15 protein-coding genes are annotated in these 17473 nt (G+C 62.2%); 3 read left to right on the top strand and 12 right to left on the bottom strand.

What is annotated here, in order from left to right; genetic code table 11:
- Positions 1 to 70: 70 nt before the first annotated feature.
- From ATY78_RS27050 to bcsN, 5 genes are read right to left on the bottom strand one after another with little or no spacing between them, the layout of a single operon-like run.
- A complete protein-coding gene (locus tag ATY78_RS27050; protein WP_088685381.1) occupies positions 71 to 2443 on the bottom strand; it encodes a cellulose synthase in 2373 nt (790 codons plus the stop codon).
- Entirely contained in the window at positions 2440 to 3486 is a 1047-nt protein-coding gene (locus tag ATY78_RS27045) for a glycosyl hydrolase family 8 (protein ID WP_088685380.1), read from the bottom strand. The genes ATY78_RS27050 and ATY78_RS27045 overlap by 4 nt, the downstream gene beginning before the upstream one ends.
- Positions 3483 to 5903 carry a cellulose biosynthesis cyclic di-GMP-binding regulatory protein BcsB gene (locus ATY78_RS27040; protein WP_088685379.1) on the bottom strand — a complete coding sequence of 807 codons (2421 nt, stop codon included), beginning with the start codon at positions 5901 to 5903 and terminating at the stop codon, positions 3483 to 3485. The genes ATY78_RS27045 and ATY78_RS27040 overlap by 4 nt, the downstream gene beginning before the upstream one ends.
- On the bottom strand, positions 5900 to 8092 hold the full coding sequence (gene bcsA / locus ATY78_RS27035) for a UDP-forming cellulose synthase catalytic subunit (protein ID WP_088685517.1): 2193 nt from the start codon (positions 8090 to 8092) through the stop codon (positions 5900 to 5902). Before bcsA ends, ATY78_RS27040 begins: the two co-directional genes overlap by 4 nt.
- A gap of 57 nt (positions 8093 to 8149) precedes the next feature.
- Positions 8150 to 9130, bottom strand: coding sequence for a cellulose biosynthesis protein BcsN (gene bcsN, locus ATY78_RS27030; RefSeq protein ID WP_088685378.1), 981 nt, complete (start codon positions 9128 to 9130; stop codon positions 8150 to 8152).
- 499 nt (positions 9131 to 9629) lie between these two features.
- Here bcsN and ATY78_RS27025 point away from each other — a divergent pair, with 499 nt between their 5' ends.
- Positions 9630 to 9947 (top strand): DUF1236 domain-containing protein, encoded by a 318-nt coding sequence (locus ATY78_RS27025; RefSeq protein WP_088685377.1) that lies wholly within the window; start codon positions 9630 to 9632, stop codon positions 9945 to 9947.
- A gap of 29 nt (positions 9948 to 9976) precedes the next feature.
- Here the strand turns inward: ATY78_RS27025 and ATY78_RS27020 are convergent, their stop codons facing one another.
- Positions 9977 to 11620, bottom strand: a complete 1644-nt coding sequence (locus ATY78_RS27020; RefSeq protein WP_088685376.1) for a response regulator — start codon at positions 11618 to 11620, stop codon at positions 9977 to 9979.
- Between the two features lie 167 nt (positions 11621 to 11787).
- Here ATY78_RS27020 and ATY78_RS27015 point away from each other — a divergent pair, with 167 nt between their 5' ends.
- Positions 11788 to 12135 (top strand): response regulator, encoded by a 348-nt coding sequence (locus ATY78_RS27015; protein WP_088685375.1) that lies wholly within the window; start codon positions 11788 to 11790, stop codon positions 12133 to 12135.
- Positions 12136 to 12144: 9 nt separating this feature from the next.
- Here ATY78_RS27015 and ATY78_RS27010 read toward each other — a convergent pair whose 3' ends face one another.
- The 6 genes from ATY78_RS27010 to ATY78_RS26985 form a co-directional block, all read right to left on the bottom strand.
- A complete protein-coding gene (locus ATY78_RS27010; protein ID WP_088685374.1) occupies positions 12145 to 12687 on the bottom strand; it encodes a MerR family transcriptional regulator in 543 nt (180 codons plus the stop codon).
- 150 nt (positions 12688 to 12837) lie between these two features.
- Positions 12838 to 13176, bottom strand: coding sequence for an integration host factor subunit alpha (locus tag ATY78_RS27005; protein WP_088685373.1), 339 nt, complete (start codon positions 13174 to 13176; stop codon positions 12838 to 12840).
- Positions 13177 to 13282: 106 nt separating this feature from the next.
- Positions 13283 to 14254 carry a beta-ketoacyl-ACP synthase III gene (locus ATY78_RS27000; protein ID WP_088685516.1) on the bottom strand — a complete coding sequence of 324 codons (972 nt, stop codon included), beginning with the start codon at positions 14252 to 14254 and terminating at the stop codon, positions 13283 to 13285.
- Positions 14255 to 14274: 20 nt separating this feature from the next.
- Entirely contained in the window at positions 14275 to 15321 is a 1047-nt protein-coding gene (gene plsX / locus ATY78_RS26995; protein WP_088685372.1) for a phosphate acyltransferase PlsX, read from the bottom strand.
- 98 nt (positions 15322 to 15419) lie between these two features.
- Entirely contained in the window at positions 15420 to 15974 is a 555-nt protein-coding gene (locus ATY78_RS26990; protein WP_088685371.1) for a DUF177 domain-containing protein, read from the bottom strand.
- An 11-nt stretch (positions 15975 to 15985) separates the two neighbouring features.
- A complete protein-coding gene (locus ATY78_RS26985) occupies positions 15986 to 16591 on the bottom strand; it encodes a ubiquinol-cytochrome C chaperone family protein (RefSeq protein WP_088685370.1) in 606 nt (201 codons plus the stop codon).
- Between the two features lie 186 nt (positions 16592 to 16777).
- Between ATY78_RS26985 and ATY78_RS26980 the strand changes: the two genes are divergently transcribed.
- Entirely contained in the window at positions 16778 to 17311 is a 534-nt protein-coding gene (locus tag ATY78_RS26980; protein ID WP_088685369.1) for an outer membrane protein assembly factor BamE, read from the top strand.
- Positions 17312 to 17473 lie beyond the last annotated feature (162 nt).

Below are 17473 nucleotides of genomic sequence, written 5' to 3'. Positions count from 1 at the left end.
CCTTGCGAGCGACGAGGCCATGAAGGGCGCTCAAGCAGGCGAGTAGCGGAGAGCGGAGGCGACGTCAACGTCAGTCGTTGACGTCGGGGTGGGTCGCCTCGCGCAGATCGGCAAGGCCGCGGGCGGCATCGCGGCTGCCGGTCGCAGCGGCAGCCTGGAAGATGCGGCCCGCATCGTCGTACATTTTCAGATTGAGATAGCAATAGCCGCGCAGGACCATCAGGTCGATGCGTTCCTGCTGCAACTGGGCGCGCTGATCGAGATAGATGAGGGTTTCGCGATAACGCTTTGCGTCGAAGGCCGAAAGGGCGCGATCGGCGAGGATCGCCACCTGGAGCTCGGCGGCGCGCTGGCGGCTCTGCGGCGCCTTGGTGGCCGCGACGGCAGCGTTGCTGGAAAGACCGGCACGAAGATAGGCAAGGCTTTGGCCATAGGCTGCGTCCTCGCGAACCTTGCGCACAGGACTCTGCAATGCCGCCTCGAAGGCGGAGATTGCTTCCATCGGCCGATTGAGTTCCATCAGGCACCAGCCGCGCGACAGCGCGTCGTTCGGGCTCAGCTGCCCGGCATCGACGGTCGTCGAGCAGCCGCGCGTTTGGCGCGGACCACGCTCGACGGTCACCGTCTGCATTGCGGGCCTTGCCGCGCGAACGGCCGCGTCCGGCTCCAGCTGTGGAACGGTACGGCGCTCGGCCGGAAGCGGCTCGACCGCGGCAGGGCGCTCCGGCGGCTGCGTCGACGGCTGAGGAGCCGGTTGCTGCGGAGTGACCTCAACCTTTTCCGGCGATGGCATGACGGCATTCGGCGCCAGCGAAGAGGTGTCCTCGAGATTGGCGATCCGGGCCGAGCGGCCAGCCCAGGCATTCTGAATATCGCTCACGCCTTTGCGGTCGCCCAGCTGTTCGCGGGTGATGACGAGGCCGTAGGCGGAGGGTTCGTCATCGGGTTTCCAGGCAAGCGCCGTCTCGAACCAGCGGGCAGCGGTCTGGAACTGGTTGAGGGAGCGGGCGTACCAGCCGAACTGCTGCGCCGTCGGCGCGTATTTCCGGGCGATGGTTTCCGCAGCGATACGGTGCAGCACGTCTTCGGGCAGATCGGCCGGCGGCTGCAACGCCATCAGGTTGGCGGTGGCGGCCAGATAGGTCGATGTCGCATCGTCGGAATCGGCCCGCCAACGGAACATCACGTCTTCGGCCTCCTCAGGCGCCTTGCGGGCGATCAACGCCAGCGCCAGCCCCTGCGAAGCGGCGGCCGAATCCTCCTTGGCGCGGCCGGCGCGGAACCACTTTTCGGCATCGGCATCATTGTTGCGGCGGAGCTGATACCAGCCGAGCAGCAGCGCATCGGAGGCAAGTCCCTGGGTTTCGGCGAGTTTTTCAAGACGGGCGATATAATCGGGCGCAATAGCGAGCTTCGGATCTTCATTGCCTTCGGCCACGAAGCGCCGCGCAAGGTTGTCGCGGATCGCGTCGAATTCCCTGCTGCCGTCGTTCGCAGGCTTCTCCAGCGAAAGCAGCGCCTGCATCGGCTGGTAGCCAAGCAGCGTCGAGGCCTTTTCGACCGTCGCTCGCCGCTCGGCGGGATCGGCGCAGTTCTTCAATATATAGGTGTAGGCATCCTGTCCGCGCTGCGCCCTTTCCGTATGTATGAAGGCTTCGGCGACGCGCCAGAGAACGTCGACTTCGCTGCACGTCAGCAGGCTCGGCGTTGCGGCAGCGATATCGACCACCGTCGCATATTGCTTGAGGTCCGAGGCGTTGACGAGACGGGCACGGGCTTCGACGACGCCGAGGCGGTCGAGCAGGTCGGCCGGCGGCTGCCATCCGGCATCCTCCGCCTGACGGTCGGCGATCGCCTTGCGCACCTCGGCATAGCGGCCGTCGGAATAAAGCCGCCACATGGCCTCGAGCCGCTTGTCGCCATTCTGCGGCACGGCGAGCGGATCGGCCGGAGGAACCCAGTCCGGATAGAGCGCCTGAAGCCGGGAGATTTCGGCCTGCAGGCGCACCTTGTCGCCGCGGCTGGCGAAATAGCGGAGCGCGCTTTCATCGACGGCGGGCTGCGGCTGTGCCGCGGGCTGTTGCGGCGCCGGCGTCGCCGAGACGATAGGAGGCGCAACCGGCGTCGGCTCGGCGGTCGTCTGTGGCGCAACGGGTTGCGGTGCCGCAGGCTGCGGCGTAGCCGTTTCCGCCTCGGGTGCGACCGGTGCCGGCGGCGGAGAGGTAATCGCCTCGATCTTATCGGCAACGTTCTGCACGTTGAATTCTGAATTGCCGACCGGGGCTTCGGCCGGCTTGATGCGGCCCATCATCATCAGCTCCGGCGCCGGCTTGGCGTCAGGCCCAAGGCCGAACTTTTCCTGCAACGCGCCGCGATCCTTCAGCCCGGTGACGAGTGTCGCCACCACCGCTGCTGCCGAAATCGCCACGAGAGAAGACTTCACAGACACTCCGGATGCTTCTCCCCAATATAGGCCAGCCCCAGTAGTTGAAGCGTAGACGGATAATAGAGTGCGGGCGCAAATTGCAGGGCCGAAGCCGGCAGCTTGGTCCCATCGACTACACAGGCCACAACATCGTTAACAATTCGATAACCGGGGTCCGACAGCACGGCCTTCGGCCGGCCGGTGGTCAGATCGATGGTGGCGGGAAGGCCGTTCTGTGACATGCCCTGCTGCAGACGGGTCAGCAGCGCCTTGTCGGCGACGCCGCCGCGCACGAGATAAAGCGGGATTCGGAGAGCGTTATAGGCGAATTCGGCATCGAAGCCCTGCGCCGGTCGGGGCTGGCCGTGCAGGCTCACCCACTCGGCCGGAAGCTTGCGCGGGCCGAACTGCATGGTACTCAACAACGATACGCCGTCTTCGGACAGTTTTTTCCAATCATCCGACGGAGCAAGCGCGGCCATCACGGGGATCGCCTCAAAGATCCAGTAGGACGGGTTGACGACGGGACCGTCGTCGCGATCGGCGGCGGTAAAGCCTTCGCTCCCCGGCATCAAAAGCGTCCGGCCGCCCGTCCGAACCACGGTTTCTGAAAGCAGCGACTGCGCCATGCGGGAAGCGGCGAGGATATAGTCGTCGCGTTTCCACGCCGTACCGGCGAGTGCCAGCGCATAGGCGATCAGCATGTCGCCGTCGGAGGCATTGTTGGTGTCGGTGACATGCGGTTTGACGTTCGGATCCCACTTCCACACGGCCAGGCCATCGTCGCGCAGCAGCAGTTCCGTACGGGTAAAATACCAGATCTGTTCGAAATCGGCCGGGCTTGCCGAGAGGTAGGCGAGCAGCATGCCGTAGCCCTGCCCTTCGCTGTGGCTGATGTTGCCGTTGCCGTTATCGACGATGCGGCCGGACGCATCGAGAAACTTCGCCTTATAGGCGGACCATGCCCCTGCATTGATCATCGCCTGCTGCGCGGCCGTGGACGAGCCCACGGGTGTAAGCGCGACCGTTGCCGCAAACATGAGCGTGGTCCATCCTCTCATTTCGACCGGCCCAGACTTTTGAGCATGCTGGACGTGGCGATGCCGATCAGCAGCACGAAGACGACCAGCAGGAAGGCATAGGAGAGAATATTCGTCGACAGCCAATTGGCGGCGATCAGGCGGTAATTGCGGATAGACCAGGGCGTGGACGGCACGAAATCGAAGCGAGTGACGGGCACGGTGTCGATCTTGCCTGTCTTGCCCGAATAGGCGGTGATGTGGCCTGACATCTGCGGCCAGTTCAGTTGCTCGGTCACGGCCTCGAGCCCTTCGCGCAAATCCTTCGCCGACGGCGCCGTCACCACGGTCCATGAGCCGCCGCCCGCGGGGCTGGCGCCCTGAGCGACCAGAAGCGTGGCGGCGTTGGACGGCGTAAAAATCTCCTCGGCGCCGGGAACGAACTGCAGTGAACTGCGGGAAATATCGAAATTGCGCCACAGCCATTCGCGGAAGGCGGTGATCCGGCTGCGCAATACGCCGCCGCTGACCTTGGAATTCCACTGTTCGAAGGCGGCGCCGGTATCGACGACGTCCGTTTGCGTATCGACGACGGGACGCCACGAGGCCTGGCTGGTGGTGGAGATATTCGCCTGCGTCAGCACGGTCGCCGGCATCTGCGAGATCGAACCGATGAAGATCGCATCGCGATCGCCGATCGTATTCGGCGAGGCGACGGTTTCAAGGGGGATCGGATGGCCTGCCATGATCGCCATCTGGCCAAGCAGCGTCGCCGCGGCCGAAAGCGTATCGGGATCGACACGGTCGATGAAGAGCGGCACAGGCTCCGTAGAGCGCCCATAGGGATAGGCGGTGCCGGCCATCGCGGCAAGGTTCGGACGCTGGCCGACGCGCGCAAAATCCGGAATATGCAGCTCGGTCGTATCGAACAGGGCAAAGCGCGGATTGGCGCCAGCCGCCGTTCCCGGCGCACAGGCCGCATCGTCCTTGGTCATCAGGATCGCCTCGATCGCCACCGAATTGAGGCCGGGCTTGAAGTGACGCATCGTCATGCGGATCGGCAGATGACGGAGAATGCCGCCTGATGTCGTGGTGATCGGCACGGTGGAGGCGATGTTGTCGTTGACGTAGATATCGATATGGCTGCCCGGCAGGACGCTATCGGTATAGGCGGCGTCGAGCAGCACCTTCGCCTCGCCGTAAGCATTGGCATAAAAATCGGCCGGGACGGCAATGTTAAAGCTGGTTCGGAGCCGCCGCCCTGAAAATTCGGTGGTCTTCACGCCGAGTTGCGACAGGGCAACGCTCGTATCGGAAAAGACGAGCGGCGCATTCGGCGCGCTCCAGCGCTCGGTGGTCAGCGCATCGCGGCGAATATCCGGGGATCTGTCCGTCGGGGCGACGATGGTATCGATCGCCGAAGAAACCGCCTGCCAGGAGGGGCCGCTGATCAGGAGCACCGGCGAGCCGCTGCGCGGATCAGTGACGAAAGTGGCGAGTGCCGCGCTTGCGGCCTCGGGCGGCAGGCCGGGAAAGAGCGGCCGCAGCTCTGCCGCAGTGCCGACGAGCACGCTGAGCTTGCCTGGGCCGGCGGCCGGAAGCGAGTCGGTGGCGAAGGCGAAGACCTGGTTCGGCATGCTGCTCAGCACCGACAGGCCCTGCGCCAGCCGCAGCAGAGGCTTGGTGGTTCCCGGCTGTTCCAGAGCCGGGACAACGATGTCGAACTCCGTCTTGCCGGCGCTGTCGACGCCGATGGCGCGGATCGCGTCCGCGCTCGATAGCTGGGCGGCATCCTTGCCGGCGAAGCTCAGATAGGTTCCGGCCGGATCGATGTTCGACCACAGCTCATAAGTGGACTGAATGCTGCAATCGGTGCGGTGGCGCTGAACGGCTTCAAAGGTCACGAGGTTGGCACCCGGCTGCAGCAAACCGGAGGGAATTTCGAACGTGACCGCCGTTGACCCATCCGGCGAACCGACACGCTGTTGGCCGATCGGGCGGTTGTTGAGATAGATGGTCAGCGTCGACGCCTCGGGCGCCACCACGATCGCATTCTGATAGGCGAAGGTGAAGCTTGCCTTGGCCGCCGCCTGCTCCGGCGTCAGATAGACGGACCACGACCGGCGGTCATATTCCCCGGCGAGGCTCAGCTTCGAGAAGGGCAAGACATAGCGGCGAACATCGCCCGAGCGTGCTGGCGAAGCGGGATTTGCCGCCGCGGCGGGCTGTGGCGCCGTCTGCGGCTGAGCGGCAATCGCTGGAGGAACGGCAGCCGGAGCCGCGGGCGCGACGGAAATGGGCGGCGTGACGGGAACCGGCGCCGGGGCCGCAGGCGTCAATCTCGGGGCAGCGGAGGCGCCGGGCGGCCGCTCGCCGGACATATCGAAGGGTGCCGTCTGCGCCTGGGCGAAGGCGGAAGCATTCAGCAAAAGGAGCGACGCGGCGACGATTTTTCTCATCCGGCGTTGACCTTTGCCGTCTGCTGCTGGGCTTCCTTTTCCGGCCGCATGCTGCGGAAGAGATAGATCAAGCCGCGGCTCGTCTGGTAGAACGACAGGCCAAGGAACCAGATCGTGCCGCGGATGATGCCGGGATTGCGGCGGCGCGAGGCCTGGAACTGGGTCCACTGGTCGGAATTGGCAAACATCAGGTCGGCGATCAGGCGATGGTCGAGCGCGCTTTTCGGCACGTACTGGCAGCCGACATTGGAGATGTCGCCGGACGGCTCGATGTTGCGGACGATGAGCGGCAGGGTTTCCAGATCCGCGCCGCTATAGGGCCGGAAGCGAATTTCGCCGAGGGCGCCGACCAGCATCTCATCGAGATGCTTGTTGAAAATATGAAGCCTGGCGCCGTGGACAGAGACGTCCTCGATCGAGGCCGCGTACCATTTGCCGTTTGCGCCGAATTCGCAGCGCCGGTTGACGCGAACGCGGCGGGACAAGGCGCGCTCGCCGCGCTCGGATACGACACCAAGGGCGCAGCCTGCCATGATCAGGTTGATGATGTTCCAGCCGCCGACGACGAGCGTGACGTCGGCCTTATAGGGCTCGGCATAGATCCTGTAGATGGTGATGACGAGCGCGACGATCTGCACCGCGAAGATGACGAAGAACGGACGACTGATCTCCGACAGCCGGCTGACGGAGATCGATTCGTCCTTGGCGGTGACCTTGAAGGTCGGCTTGCGCGGATTGAGCATCACCGAGACGACGGCCGGCAGCAGATGCACGGTCTGCACGTATTCGTACAGCTCGGAAATCCATGGCCAACGGAACGACCCGTAGAGATAGTTCTGCATCATCAGGTTCACGAGCATGTAGGCCAGCGTATAGGCGAGGAACTCGCCGCCGGAGGCCGTGAAGATTTCCAGATCGAAAAACAGATAGAAGAGCGGCGCAAACAGAAAGATCGTGCGCGGGAACGGGAAGAGCCAGAAAAGCGTCGAGGACATGTAGCAAAGACGCTGCGGGATCGACAGCCCGCGCTTCAGAAGCGGGAACCGGAAGCGCAGGATCTGCATCATGCCCTGCGCCCAGCGGCTGCGCTGGCCGATGAAGCTGGCGAAGGTCGCCGGCTGCAGACCGGCGATCAGAGGCTTGTCGACATAAATACTGTTCCAGCCGCTGCCGTGCAGCGCCAATGCGGTCTCACAATCCTCGGTGATGCTGATGCCGGAAAAGCCGTTCTGGGATTCGAGCGCCCTGCGGCTCAAAACCGCGGCCGAGCCGCAGAAGAAGGCGGCGTTCCATTTATCGAGGCCGCGCTGGATGATGCCGTAGAACATTTCGTTTTCGCTGGGCATCCTGTCGAAGGTTCGCAGGTTGCGCTCCAGCGGATCGGGATTGATGAAGAAGTGCGGGGTCTGGACGAGGAAGAGCTTCGGATCGTCTTCGAAATAGCCGACCGTCTCGAGCAGGAAATCGCGGGCCGGCGCGTGGTCCGCGTCGAACACGGCAATGAGCTCGCCGGTCGAATGTTTCATGCCGTTGTTGAGATTGCCGGCCTTGGCGTGCTCGTTGCGATCACGCGTGAGGTAGTGGACGTCGAGATCCTCACAGAGCTGCTTCAGCTCGGCATGGCGGGCCGCCGCCGCCTGGGCCTCCAGCAGCTTGCCGGAATTGCGCTTCTGCAGGGTACCGCCATCGTCGAGCAGCCAGACATGCAGCTTGTCGGCCGGATAATCCATGGCCTTTGCGGCGGCCAGCGTGTTGCCGAGAAGCCCGGCATCCTCGTTATAGGATGGCACGAAGACGTCGACATGGGGCAGCCGCCCGGGATTGGCGGCGCGCGAGGGGCGCGAGGGCAACGGCGTGGCAACGATGAAGAGGCTGAGCGCCAGCATCGCAACGCTGTACATTTCGGCAAGATAGAGCAGCAGACCGGGAATGAAGTTCTCCGGCTGGTTCAAAGGCGGAAGCGTGTTGGTGGTGCGCCAGTAGACATAACGCAGCACGATCGACGTGCCGAAGGCGAGCGCCACGAGGCGCCATGTCCCCTCGCCCTTCAGAATCTTGATCAGCGCCATGATGGTCACGACCGTGATGCTGGTGATGAGCTGGGTCTGCAGATTGACCGGCAGCGTGATCAGCACGATTATGCAGAGCGAAACCACGGCCCATATGATGACACTGCGGGCTTTGCGCATCGACGTTCCTTCGAAATTGCTCAACCGGGGCACCATCCGGCGCTCCGGACATGCTCATTATTTCCGGCAGGCGGCCGTCATGGCCGCATCGCCTATGCAGTCCGGCGACGGCACGGTGACGCCGATCGCCCTTGCGGATTGTTGAACTGGCGCTTCCGCCGGTATCGGCTTTGCGCTCGTCTGCGGCGCCTCGCCCGGCAGCGGCACGCGCGGACCTATGGGTGCCGGCAGCGGCGCAATATTCTGAGACGGTTGCGAAGCCGGGGCGCTGCGAACAGGGGCTGTCCGCGGCCGGCTGGCAATGGCGGGCGCCGGCTCGTAGCCGATCGGCATCGGGCTGGCGCGATAACCGCCTTCGTCGGGGTAGATCGGCTGACCGGTGCTGCCCAGCGCCGCGTCGGCGGGCGACGGATTGCCATAAGGGTTCCAGATCTCGCCGTCGAAAGTGCCGGTAACGGTGTAGCCGTAGACGATGCCGAGCAGCTGACGCTCACTTGCCCTCGCGTCGCAAAGACGCAAACGCAGCTGGATCATGCCGAAATTGCGCGCCTGGGTATTGGCGGACGCGCTCGAACGGATCTGCTGCCAGGCATAGATGCACGTGTCGCCGGCGCGGCTTCGGCCGGAGGCATAGCCAAAGGGCCCGTAACTGTTCTGCAGAAAGGTCGCCGACGTTCCCATCGGCACGCCGGGAACCGAGCGGGCCACTTCACGGGCAATACCGCTCTCGTTGATCATGCTGAAACCCGCGTTGCCGGTGCCGCGATTGGCTCCGGAAGCGCCGAGGAATTGCGCCTTCAGAAAGTTCTGGCCGGGCACGGAGGATGAGGTGAACAGCGAGATCGTCTGCTCGACACCGTTGCCGCGCTTGCGTTCAACGACGCTGACGATCGACGGCCCGCCCGGCGGCGGCAAGACAAGCGCCTTTTCAGGCGCAACGGTCTCCGGCCCGGAAGGTTGGCGCACACCGCCTGTCGATGTGCAGCCGGCCATTATACCCGCCACGGCCACTAGCGATATCATTTTCCGCAAGTGCATAAATCGAGCCGCCGCAATCGTTTTTCCAGATATCCATTCGCAAGCCGAAACGCGAAGGATCTTCGAATCAACGACCAGCCGGCCGTTTACCGGACATAAGCTGCCAACATGGTTAACGAAGAGTAACGAACCGGCCCTTGGCGTCACCGGATAGACTCATGCTGGACGTTGTTCGGACAACTCAACCGTATGATGCGTGAATTGATTCGCCAACAACTTAATCGTTCTCTTCTACCCTTTGTCGGTGCGGGAATGGTCGGAATAGGAGCGTCTAAAGCGCGTCGCGATCTTTCAGATTCGCTCTTCGCGCTTTAGGTCTTTGTTTTACGCATGTCGTTAACGCAATACCGCTGCACACTTTTGCGCGACACGCTCTATCCGACCCCAATTTCGGGGCAATCCGTCACGACGCCGATACGCAGAGCGAAAAAGCCGAAGTGGGAACCATGCCGCATGGCCGGCGTTGCCTTGATATCTGGGGTAGGAAAAGGAGACACCCATGCGCAAGACCATGCTGGCTGCGGCCGCCATGCTGACCATCTGCTCCTCCGCTTTTGCACAGAGCAGCGTCATCGTTACCGATCCGGCACCGACGAGCTCAACTGTCGTATTGCCCGGCGAGGTGCGCACTTATGTGATGGAGCAAGACACGCCGTCCGTCGTCTATGACGGTGACGTCGTGGTCGGCACGACGCTGCCTGATACGGTTGAAATCCATACCGTGCCCAATATCGACGGCTACGCCTATACCGTCGTCAACGACCGGCGCGTCATCGTCGAGCCGCAGACGCATCGCGTGATTCAGGTTCTGGAATAACGCGATCGGAAGGCTGCGGACGTGCGGCCTCACGTCCGCTCGTCTTCCGTTCTTGCCGGCACATTCAAGATATCCCTGATCTTATGGGCCAGCTGCTCCAGGCTGAAAGGCTTGGCGAGCAGGGAAACTCCATGATCGAGCACGCCATTGTGGACGATGGCGTTGCGAGTGTAGCCCGTCGTATAGAGGATCCGGATGCTCGGCCATCTTTCCTGGACGACGTCGGCAAGCTGGCGCCCGCTCATCTCAGGCATGACGATGTCGGTGAAGACCAAATCCACCGCCGCATTTTCCTCGAGAAGGAGAAGCGCCTCAGTGCCGCTCGCCGCCTGCAATACGCTGTAACCCAGCTCATGCAGGCTGTCTGCGGTCATGGTGCGGACGTGTTCATCGTCCTCCACCACCAGAATCGTGTCTTTGGCGCTGCCTTGAGGGATCGGATGAGCGCCGACGCTTGACCGGGCATCGGCCACGCCGACATGCCGGGGAAGATAGATCTTCACCGTCGTGCCTCTGTCGATCTCGGAATAGATCTTGATGTGGCCCCTGCTCTGCTTGATATAGCCATATACCTGGCTAAGGCCGAGGCCGGTCCCTTTGCCGGGTCCCTTGGTCGTGTAGAACGGGTCGAAGGCGCGCTCGATCACATCAGGCGACATGCCGGTGCCGGTGTCGGTGATGCTGACCATCACGTATTGGCCGGCGTCGACCTCCGAATGCATGCGCGCATATCGCTCGTCGAGTTCGGCGTTGGCTGTCTCGATGGTCAGATGACCGCCGCCCGGCATGGCGTCGCGGGCGTTGACGGCAAGGTTCAGCATGGCGTTCTCAAGCTGGCTGAGATCGGCAAAACTCGGCCAAAGACCACCGGCAAGCACTGTCTCGATGCGGATATGCTCGCCGAGCGTTCGCCGCAGCAGCTCGGACATGCCGCCGACCAGCTTGTTGACATCGATCACCTCCGGGGCGAGCGGCTGCTGGCGCGAGAAAGCGAGAAGACGCGCGGTCAGCACCGCTGCCCGCTGCGCACCGTCTCGGGCATTCTGGAGGGAGTTCAGCAGGCGCGGATCTTCGTTTCCGGTCATGCGCCGCTGGGCGAGATCGAGATTGCCGATGATGATCGCCAGCATGTTGTTGAAATCATGGGCGACGCCGCCCGTCAGCTGACCGATCGTCTCCATCTTCTGCAGCTGGCGCACCTGCGCTTGAGCGGCGGCATTCTCTTCCATTTCATGCCTGAGTTCGCCAGTGCGCTGAGCCACCGTCTCTTCCAGGCGTTCGTTGAAGCTGTTGAGTTCGTCGCGAAGGCGGCTCTGCCTCGCATGGGCGACGATGATCATCTCCATCAGGCCGACGATGATCACGGCATTGATGAAATAAGTGGAAAGACCGACCCATTGCCCGGCAGTGACCGGCCAGAAGGCATCGTGCGGCTCGACGAAGAACTGCTGGACGATGAAACCGGCGAGCATGGCCGCAACAAGGCCCGGGCCCGCGCCGCCGATGAAGCTCGCGAACAATATCGCCGGAAGGAAGCTCAGGAAAGGAAACCCGGAGAGATAATCGCTGGCGGCAAGCCTCAGAAGAAACGTCAGCCCAACGGCGGCAAAAGCCAGCGGATATGTAAATGCCGGCCTTTGACGCAACCAGTCCGTGGCACTCAGCAAATCCATCCCAGACCTCTTCCCTCCGCTTCGACACGGCATTCCAGCTTTTGCACATCGAATTTCACCCGGCAATATGCAGTTTCTCGCACTGCCGGACACGACGTCTTGACGAGCCGCCCAAGCGGTCCACATAAATCCCCATCCCCTGCAAGGGAAATGGGTGGGCGGGAATCATGAAAGACATATTCATCGTCGAGGACGATGCTCTGATCGCCATGTTGCTCGAGGATATGCTCGGCGATCTCGGCTACCGGGTCTGCGCGAGCGCCCCCGATCTCGAACGGGCGCTGGCAACCGCCAGGGATTCGGAGTTCGACGCCGCCATCCTCGACGTCTCGCTTGCCGGCCACAGTTCGCTGCCGGTCGCAAAATTGCTCGACGAACGCGGCAAGCCCTATCTCTATGCAACGGGATATGGCAGCGCCCCGGAGGGCAGCAGCGCAGGCACGCTTCCCATACTGCGCAAACCCTTCCAGCTCAGCGAGCTCGAAGAGGCGATGAAACGGCTGGCCGAAGTTTGAATTGTCCGATCAGCGCACTTGATCGAGCAGACGCTTGCATTCCAAGAGATCGTAAAGCGCCTCCTGCAACAGCGCCCGGTCTTCCTTGCCGACGCTCGATTTGCCGATCGAAACTTCCGGCTGGTCATCCTCTCCGGCGACGAAGTTGAAGAAGCGGCGGGTGATCGGCGGCTTGGCGCGTCCGACGATCTGGTCCTCCTCGGCCATTCCGACACGAGGTTCGCCGATGCCCGCCTCCTGCACGCCTGAGGCAAGCGCCTCGACGCTGGCGAGATCGCCATGGCCGACGGAGACGACGAACTTGTTGCCATTGGTCTTCAGAAGTTTCTGCACGCCCTTGATCGTATAGCCGTGATCATAAAGGAGATGGCGGATACCCTTGAGGAGATCCACATCCTCCGGCCGATAATAGCGACGGCCGCCGCCGCGCTTCATCGGCTTTATCTGGGGAAATCGCGTCTCCCAGAAGCGCAGCACATGCTGCGGCAGATCAAGATCGTCTGCGACTTCGCTGATGGTGCGAAAGGCATCGGGGCTCTTGTCCAACGTCATACTGCTACGCGACCTCGCGGCTCGATCCAACGGCGACTCATCATATTTCAAAGGTTTGGCGCCAACAATTCAAGTCATGTCTTGACGTTGCGCACAGGCAAGGATGGCGCGAGGGGAAAAAACGTCGTCGGGAAAAAGGGGACGTCGATATCAGGAAGCCGGGTTTTGCGGCTTCAGCTTGACCTTGCGGGCGATGTGCGCCTTGAGGATACGCGTCTTCAGCACGTTCGACGCCTTGAAGGTCATGACCCGGCGGGGAGAAATCGGAACCTCCTCGCCGGTCTTCGGGTTGCGGCCGATGCGCTCGTTCTTGTCGCGCACCTGGAAGGTCGCGAAGGAGGAAAGCTTGACGGTTTCGCCACGCACGATGGCGTTGCAGATTTCATCAATGACGGTTTCCACAAGTTCGGCGGATTCGGTCCGGGAAAGACCGACCTTTCGGAAAACGGATTCCGCCAGGTCTGCTCGCGTCACTGTTTTTCCGGTCATGGTTTCCCCGCCCATTACAAAATATTTTGTGAAAGCAAACGAAGAGTATTTGTCTTGCGCCTTACGGTCAAGCTCTTGTTCGCCGCCAGTTTTTTAGGATTCACGCTTACCAGCGCAGCAGAACCGCGCCCCAGGTGAAGCCGCCACCCATCGCTTCGAGCATCACGAGGTCGCCCTTCTTGATGCGGCCGTCGCCGGCGGCGGTCGCAAGCGCGAGCGGGATCGAGGCGGCCGACGTATTGCCGTGCAGATCGACTGTGACGACGACCTTCTCCGAGGCGATGTTCAGCTTCTTCGCGGACCCGTCGATGATGCGTCGGTTGGCCTGGTGCGGCACCAGCCAATCGAGGTCTTCGGCGGTGGTGCCGGTCGAATCGAAAGCGGCCTGAATGACATCGGTGATCATGCCGACGGCGTATTTGAATACCTCGCGGCCCTCCATGCGCAGCTTGCCGACGGTTCCCGTGCTCGACGGTCCGCCATCGACATAGAGCTTGTCCTTATGCGAACCGTCTGAGCGCAGATGCGCGGTCAGCACACCGCGATCGGCGGACGTCCCCTCGCCTTCGGCGGCTTCGAGCACGATCGCGCCGGCCCCGTCACCGAAAAGCACGCATGTCGTGCGGTCGTTCCAGTCGAGGATGCGCGAAAAAGTCTCGGCGCCGATGACGAGAACACGCTTTGCAAGGCCCCCGCGGATATAGGCGTCCGCTGTCGTGACGGCGTAGACGAAACCGGTGCAGACGGCCTGGACGTCGAAGGCGAAGCCGTGGCTCATGCCGAGACGGTTCTGGATATTGACCGAGGTCGCCGGAAAGGTGTTGTCGGGCGTCGAGGTGGCGCAGATGACCAGATCGATATCGGCGGGCGTCAGGCCGCCATTGGCAAGGGCTGCGCGTGCGGCTGCCTCGCCGAGCGAAGCCGTCGTTTCGTCATCGCCGGCGACGTAACGCTGGCGGATGCCGGTGCGCTGGACGATCCATTCGTCCGACGTATCGACGATGGCCTCCATGTCGCGATTGGTCATCACGCGCTTAGGAAGTGCGGCTCCGAACCCGCGAACCACTGAACGGATCATATTCGATTGAACCCCATAGCTCATGCCGCTTCCGGGCCCATGGGAGGCAGCCGCTTGGCATGATATTTCTTAAGATCGTTTTCTATTTTCTGATTGAGGCCGTTCTTAGCCATGTCGTAGCCGACCTCGATGGCCGCGGCTATGCCCTCGGCGTTCGCCCCGCCATGGCTCTTGATGACGATGCCGTTCAGGCCGAGAAACACGCCGCCATTGACCTTGCTCGGATCGAGCTTCTCACGCAGCATGTCGAAGGCGCTCTTGGCGAAGAGGTAGCCGATGCGGGCGAGCAGCGTGCGCGACATGGCGGCGCGCAGATATTCGGCAATCTGCTTGGCGGTGCCTTCGGCGGTCTTCAGCGCAATGTTGCCGGAAAACCCTTCGGTGACGACGACGTCGACCGTGCCTTTGCCGAGATCGTTACCCTCGACGAAGCCGGAATATTCGAGCGAATCGATATTCGCCTCGCGCAACAGCCGGCCGGCCTCCTTGACCTCTTCCTGGCCCTTCACCTCTTCGACACCAACGTTCAGCAGGCCGATCGTCGGACGTTCGATCTCGAAAAGCGCGCGCGCCATGGCGCCGCCCATCAGGGCGAAATCCATCAACTGCTGCGCATCGGCGCCGATCGTCGCACCGACATCGAGCACGATGCTCTCGCCTTTCAGCGTCGGCCAGATCGCCGCGATCGCCGGGCGCTCGATGTTGGCCATGGTGCGAAGACAGAACTTCGCCATCGCCATCAGCGCGCCGGTATTGCCGGCCGAAACCGCGACATCGGCATCTCCGGTCTTCACCGCCTCGATCGAACGCCACATGGTAGAGATATAGCGGCCGCGGCGCAGCGCCTGGCTCGGCTTCTCCTCCATGCTGACTGCAAGCTCGCAATCGTGAAAGACCGATTTTTCCTTGAGTTTCGGGAACTTGGCGAAAACCGGTTCGCATTGTTCCTTGAGGCCGTAGAAAACGAAGGAAATGTCCGGATGCCTTTCCAGCGCCTTGGCGGCGCCGGGGATGACAACCTGGGGACCAAAGTCGCCACCCATGAGGTCGAGAGATATTCTGATCACGCGTCCCTGATCCTTCTTTTCGCCGAGGGCGAAATTTCGGCCAAAATACCGGTTTTGGCGTCGCTTACAACTGAATTATGTCAAATGCCAGAGGTGCTTCAGTCCTTTTTCCAGTCCTTGAGGACCGCGAAAGCGGAGGGCTTTTTGTCGTTCTCGCCGCTATCCTCGATATGGCCCTGGAACTCGACGCCCTGCTTGCGCGGATAGGGATCGATCGCGAGTGCGGCGAATTCGGCAACGACCTCGCCGGCATCGATCGTGTCGCCGACGAAGGTCTCCGGCAGATCGGGACCATCGGGATCGAGCAGCATCTCGCCGGCGTCGTTGCCGGGCTGGCGGGCAAGCTTGGAGCCCTCCGGCACGAAAATCTGCTCGAAACTCTCGTCGATGGCGGCTTCGACCGGCTCCAGCGTGACGACGCAGGACTGAACGATCTTCGCCCGTACGCGACCCTTGACGCGCACGCCGTCGCGTTTCCAGCGGGCGATCTGCAGATCGGCCCTGAGTTCGTCGACGGAGACGACGCTCCAGCTCTCGGCGAGCGCCTTCAGTTCGCTGGCATCGGCCTCGATATGAACCTCGACGGGATTGGCCGAGATATGGCCGACCTTGACGTGATAGGAGAAGGGAACATCGTCCCGATCGTTCTTCATCGTTTCCTCCTTCAGGCAACCGGTGGGCGGGCAACCGGCGGAAGCGTTGCCGAACCGGTGGCGATCAGCTCTTCCGGAACGGCGGACAGATGGGATTCCGCGGCCATCATCCAGTCGGCGAGGCCGGACATGTCGGCCGGTGCCGAGCTTTCGGGGTAGATATTGCGCGTGAGCGCAAGAGCGAGCGCTTCGGCATCGCCGGCATCCATCGCCTTCGAATAGGCTTCGAGCCGGCCGTAAAACATGCCCGCGAGTTTCTTCATGCGTTTCGGCACGCTGTTATCGCCGATGCCGAGCTCGCGGATCGAATAGTCGATGTCCTGGAAGAAGGCGTCGACGATCTCCTGGGCGATCTCCTGGCCGCTGGTGGTGGAACCGCGTGTGCGGCGAAAAAACAGAATCATGGCGATCGACAGCATTTCGAAACGGCCCATGACCGTGTCCGGCACATTGAGCCGCTCGTAAAGATCCGGCATGCGCGCGGCGGCCGTCAGCGCCGCATATTGCCGGTCGACGATTGCCTGATTGTTGTTTTTCTTACGGAACAGCCCGAAGATCATTGTTTTTTCCGGAAATGCCTCATTCTTCACGCCGGCTGGCGTCTGGCCTTGTTGCATGATTTCGAAAGCTGGTTTACCGAAGCAGGCGCGAATTGCAATGCCGATCGTGGCTGGTTTCGGGACGGCGCCTTCGAGGCGTCGGTGAAACGAATTCGGGACATTCGACCCGGAATGGCCACAATGGTTTTGCAGGAGGAAGCGTGTAAGGCCCGAAATGGCTGCTATCGACACTCAAGGGAGTAGATGTCGTTGAAGAAACGGTATTTCAAGTCTGACATGAAATTCTTCAGCAGCGCGGCCATTGCCTTCATAATCGCCTCCACCTCAGCTCTTTCCGGCTGCCAGACCAGCACCGTGCTCAACGGGGGCTACGTCGTCGATCAGCAGTCGCTGAACCTGGTTCCCGAAGGTTCGAGCCGCGAGCAGGTGTTGCTCTCGCTCGGCACGCCGTCGACGACGGCGACCTTCGACGGCGAAGTCTTTTATTACATCTCGCAGCGGCGCACGCGCGCCGTCGCCTTCCAGAAGCTGAAGGTCGTCGAGCAGAGCGTTCTGGCCGTCTATTTCGACAAGGACGGCGTCGTCACCCGCCGCGCCAACTATACGCTGCAGGACGGCAAGGTGTTCGACACGATCTCACGCGTCACCCCGACCGGCGGCAAGGAACTCACCTTCCTGCAGCAGATGCTTTCCGGCGGCAGCGCTGCGAGTGCTGCCCGCAGCCTGTTCGGCGGCGGCGCCGGCGGCACGCCGCAAAATCCGAGCAGCCTGCGTTAAGCCAATACGCCTCATTATGAAAAACCCGCCGGATCTGAACTGACCCCCGAAAGTTGGACACCCAACTTCGGGGGTTTTGCATGTCCAAATACAGCACGTCGTTCAAGCAGAGTGTTGTGGAGTTTTACAGCGGCGGCAAGCGTAGCGTGCGTGAGGTGAGTG

This window comes from Rhizobium sp. R635 (assembly GCF_002211285.1).
GTDB lineage: Bacteria > Pseudomonadota > Alphaproteobacteria > Rhizobiales > Rhizobiaceae > Rhizobium.
Note: the sequence above shows the minus strand (reverse complement) of the source record. Positions and strands in the feature narration are given on the sequence as shown.

What these genes read in the sequence shown, in the direction of transcription:
- ATY78_RS27045 (WP_088685380.1), bottom strand. Translation starts at nt 3,486, where the DNA reads ATGAGAGGATGGACCACGCTCATGTTTGCGGCAACGGTCGCGCTTACA.
- ATY78_RS27040 (WP_088685379.1), bottom strand. Translation starts at nt 5,903, where the DNA reads ATGAGAAAAATCGTCGCCGCGTCGCTCCTTTTGCTGAATGCTTCCGCC.
- bcsA (WP_088685517.1), bottom strand. Translation starts at nt 8,092, where the DNA reads ATGCGCAAAGCCCGCAGTGTCATCATATGGGCCGTGGTTTCGCTCTGC.
- bcsN (WP_088685378.1), bottom strand. Translation starts at nt 9,130, where the DNA reads ATGCACTTGCGGAAAATGATATCGCTAGTGGCCGTGGCGGGTATAATG.
- ATY78_RS27025 (WP_088685377.1), top strand. Translation starts at nt 9,630, where the DNA reads ATGCGCAAGACCATGCTGGCTGCGGCCGCCATGCTGACCATCTGCTCC.
- ATY78_RS27020 (WP_088685376.1), bottom strand. Translation starts at nt 11,620, where the DNA reads ATGGATTTGCTGAGTGCCACGGACTGGTTGCGTCAAAGGCCGGCATTT.
- ATY78_RS27015 (WP_088685375.1), top strand. Translation starts at nt 11,788, where the DNA reads ATGAAAGACATATTCATCGTCGAGGACGATGCTCTGATCGCCATGTTG.
- ATY78_RS27010 (WP_088685374.1), bottom strand. Translation starts at nt 12,687, where the DNA reads ATGACGTTGGACAAGAGCCCCGATGCCTTTCGCACCATCAGCGAAGTC.
- ATY78_RS27005 (WP_088685373.1), bottom strand. Translation starts at nt 13,176, where the DNA reads ATGACCGGAAAAACAGTGACGCGAGCAGACCTGGCGGAATCCGTTTTC.
- ATY78_RS27000 (WP_088685516.1), bottom strand. Translation starts at nt 14,254, where the DNA reads ATGATCCGTTCAGTGGTTCGCGGGTTCGGAGCCGCACTTCCTAAGCGC.
- ATY78_RS26990 (WP_088685371.1), bottom strand. Translation starts at nt 15,974, where the DNA reads ATGAAGAACGATCGGGACGATGTTCCCTTCTCCTATCACGTCAAGGTC.
- ATY78_RS26985 (WP_088685370.1), bottom strand. Translation starts at nt 16,591, where the DNA reads ATGCAACAAGGCCAGACGCCAGCCGGCGTGAAGAATGAGGCATTTCCG.
- ATY78_RS26980 (WP_088685369.1), top strand. Translation starts at nt 16,778, where the DNA reads ATGTCGTTGAAGAAACGGTATTTCAAGTCTGACATGAAATTCTTCAGC.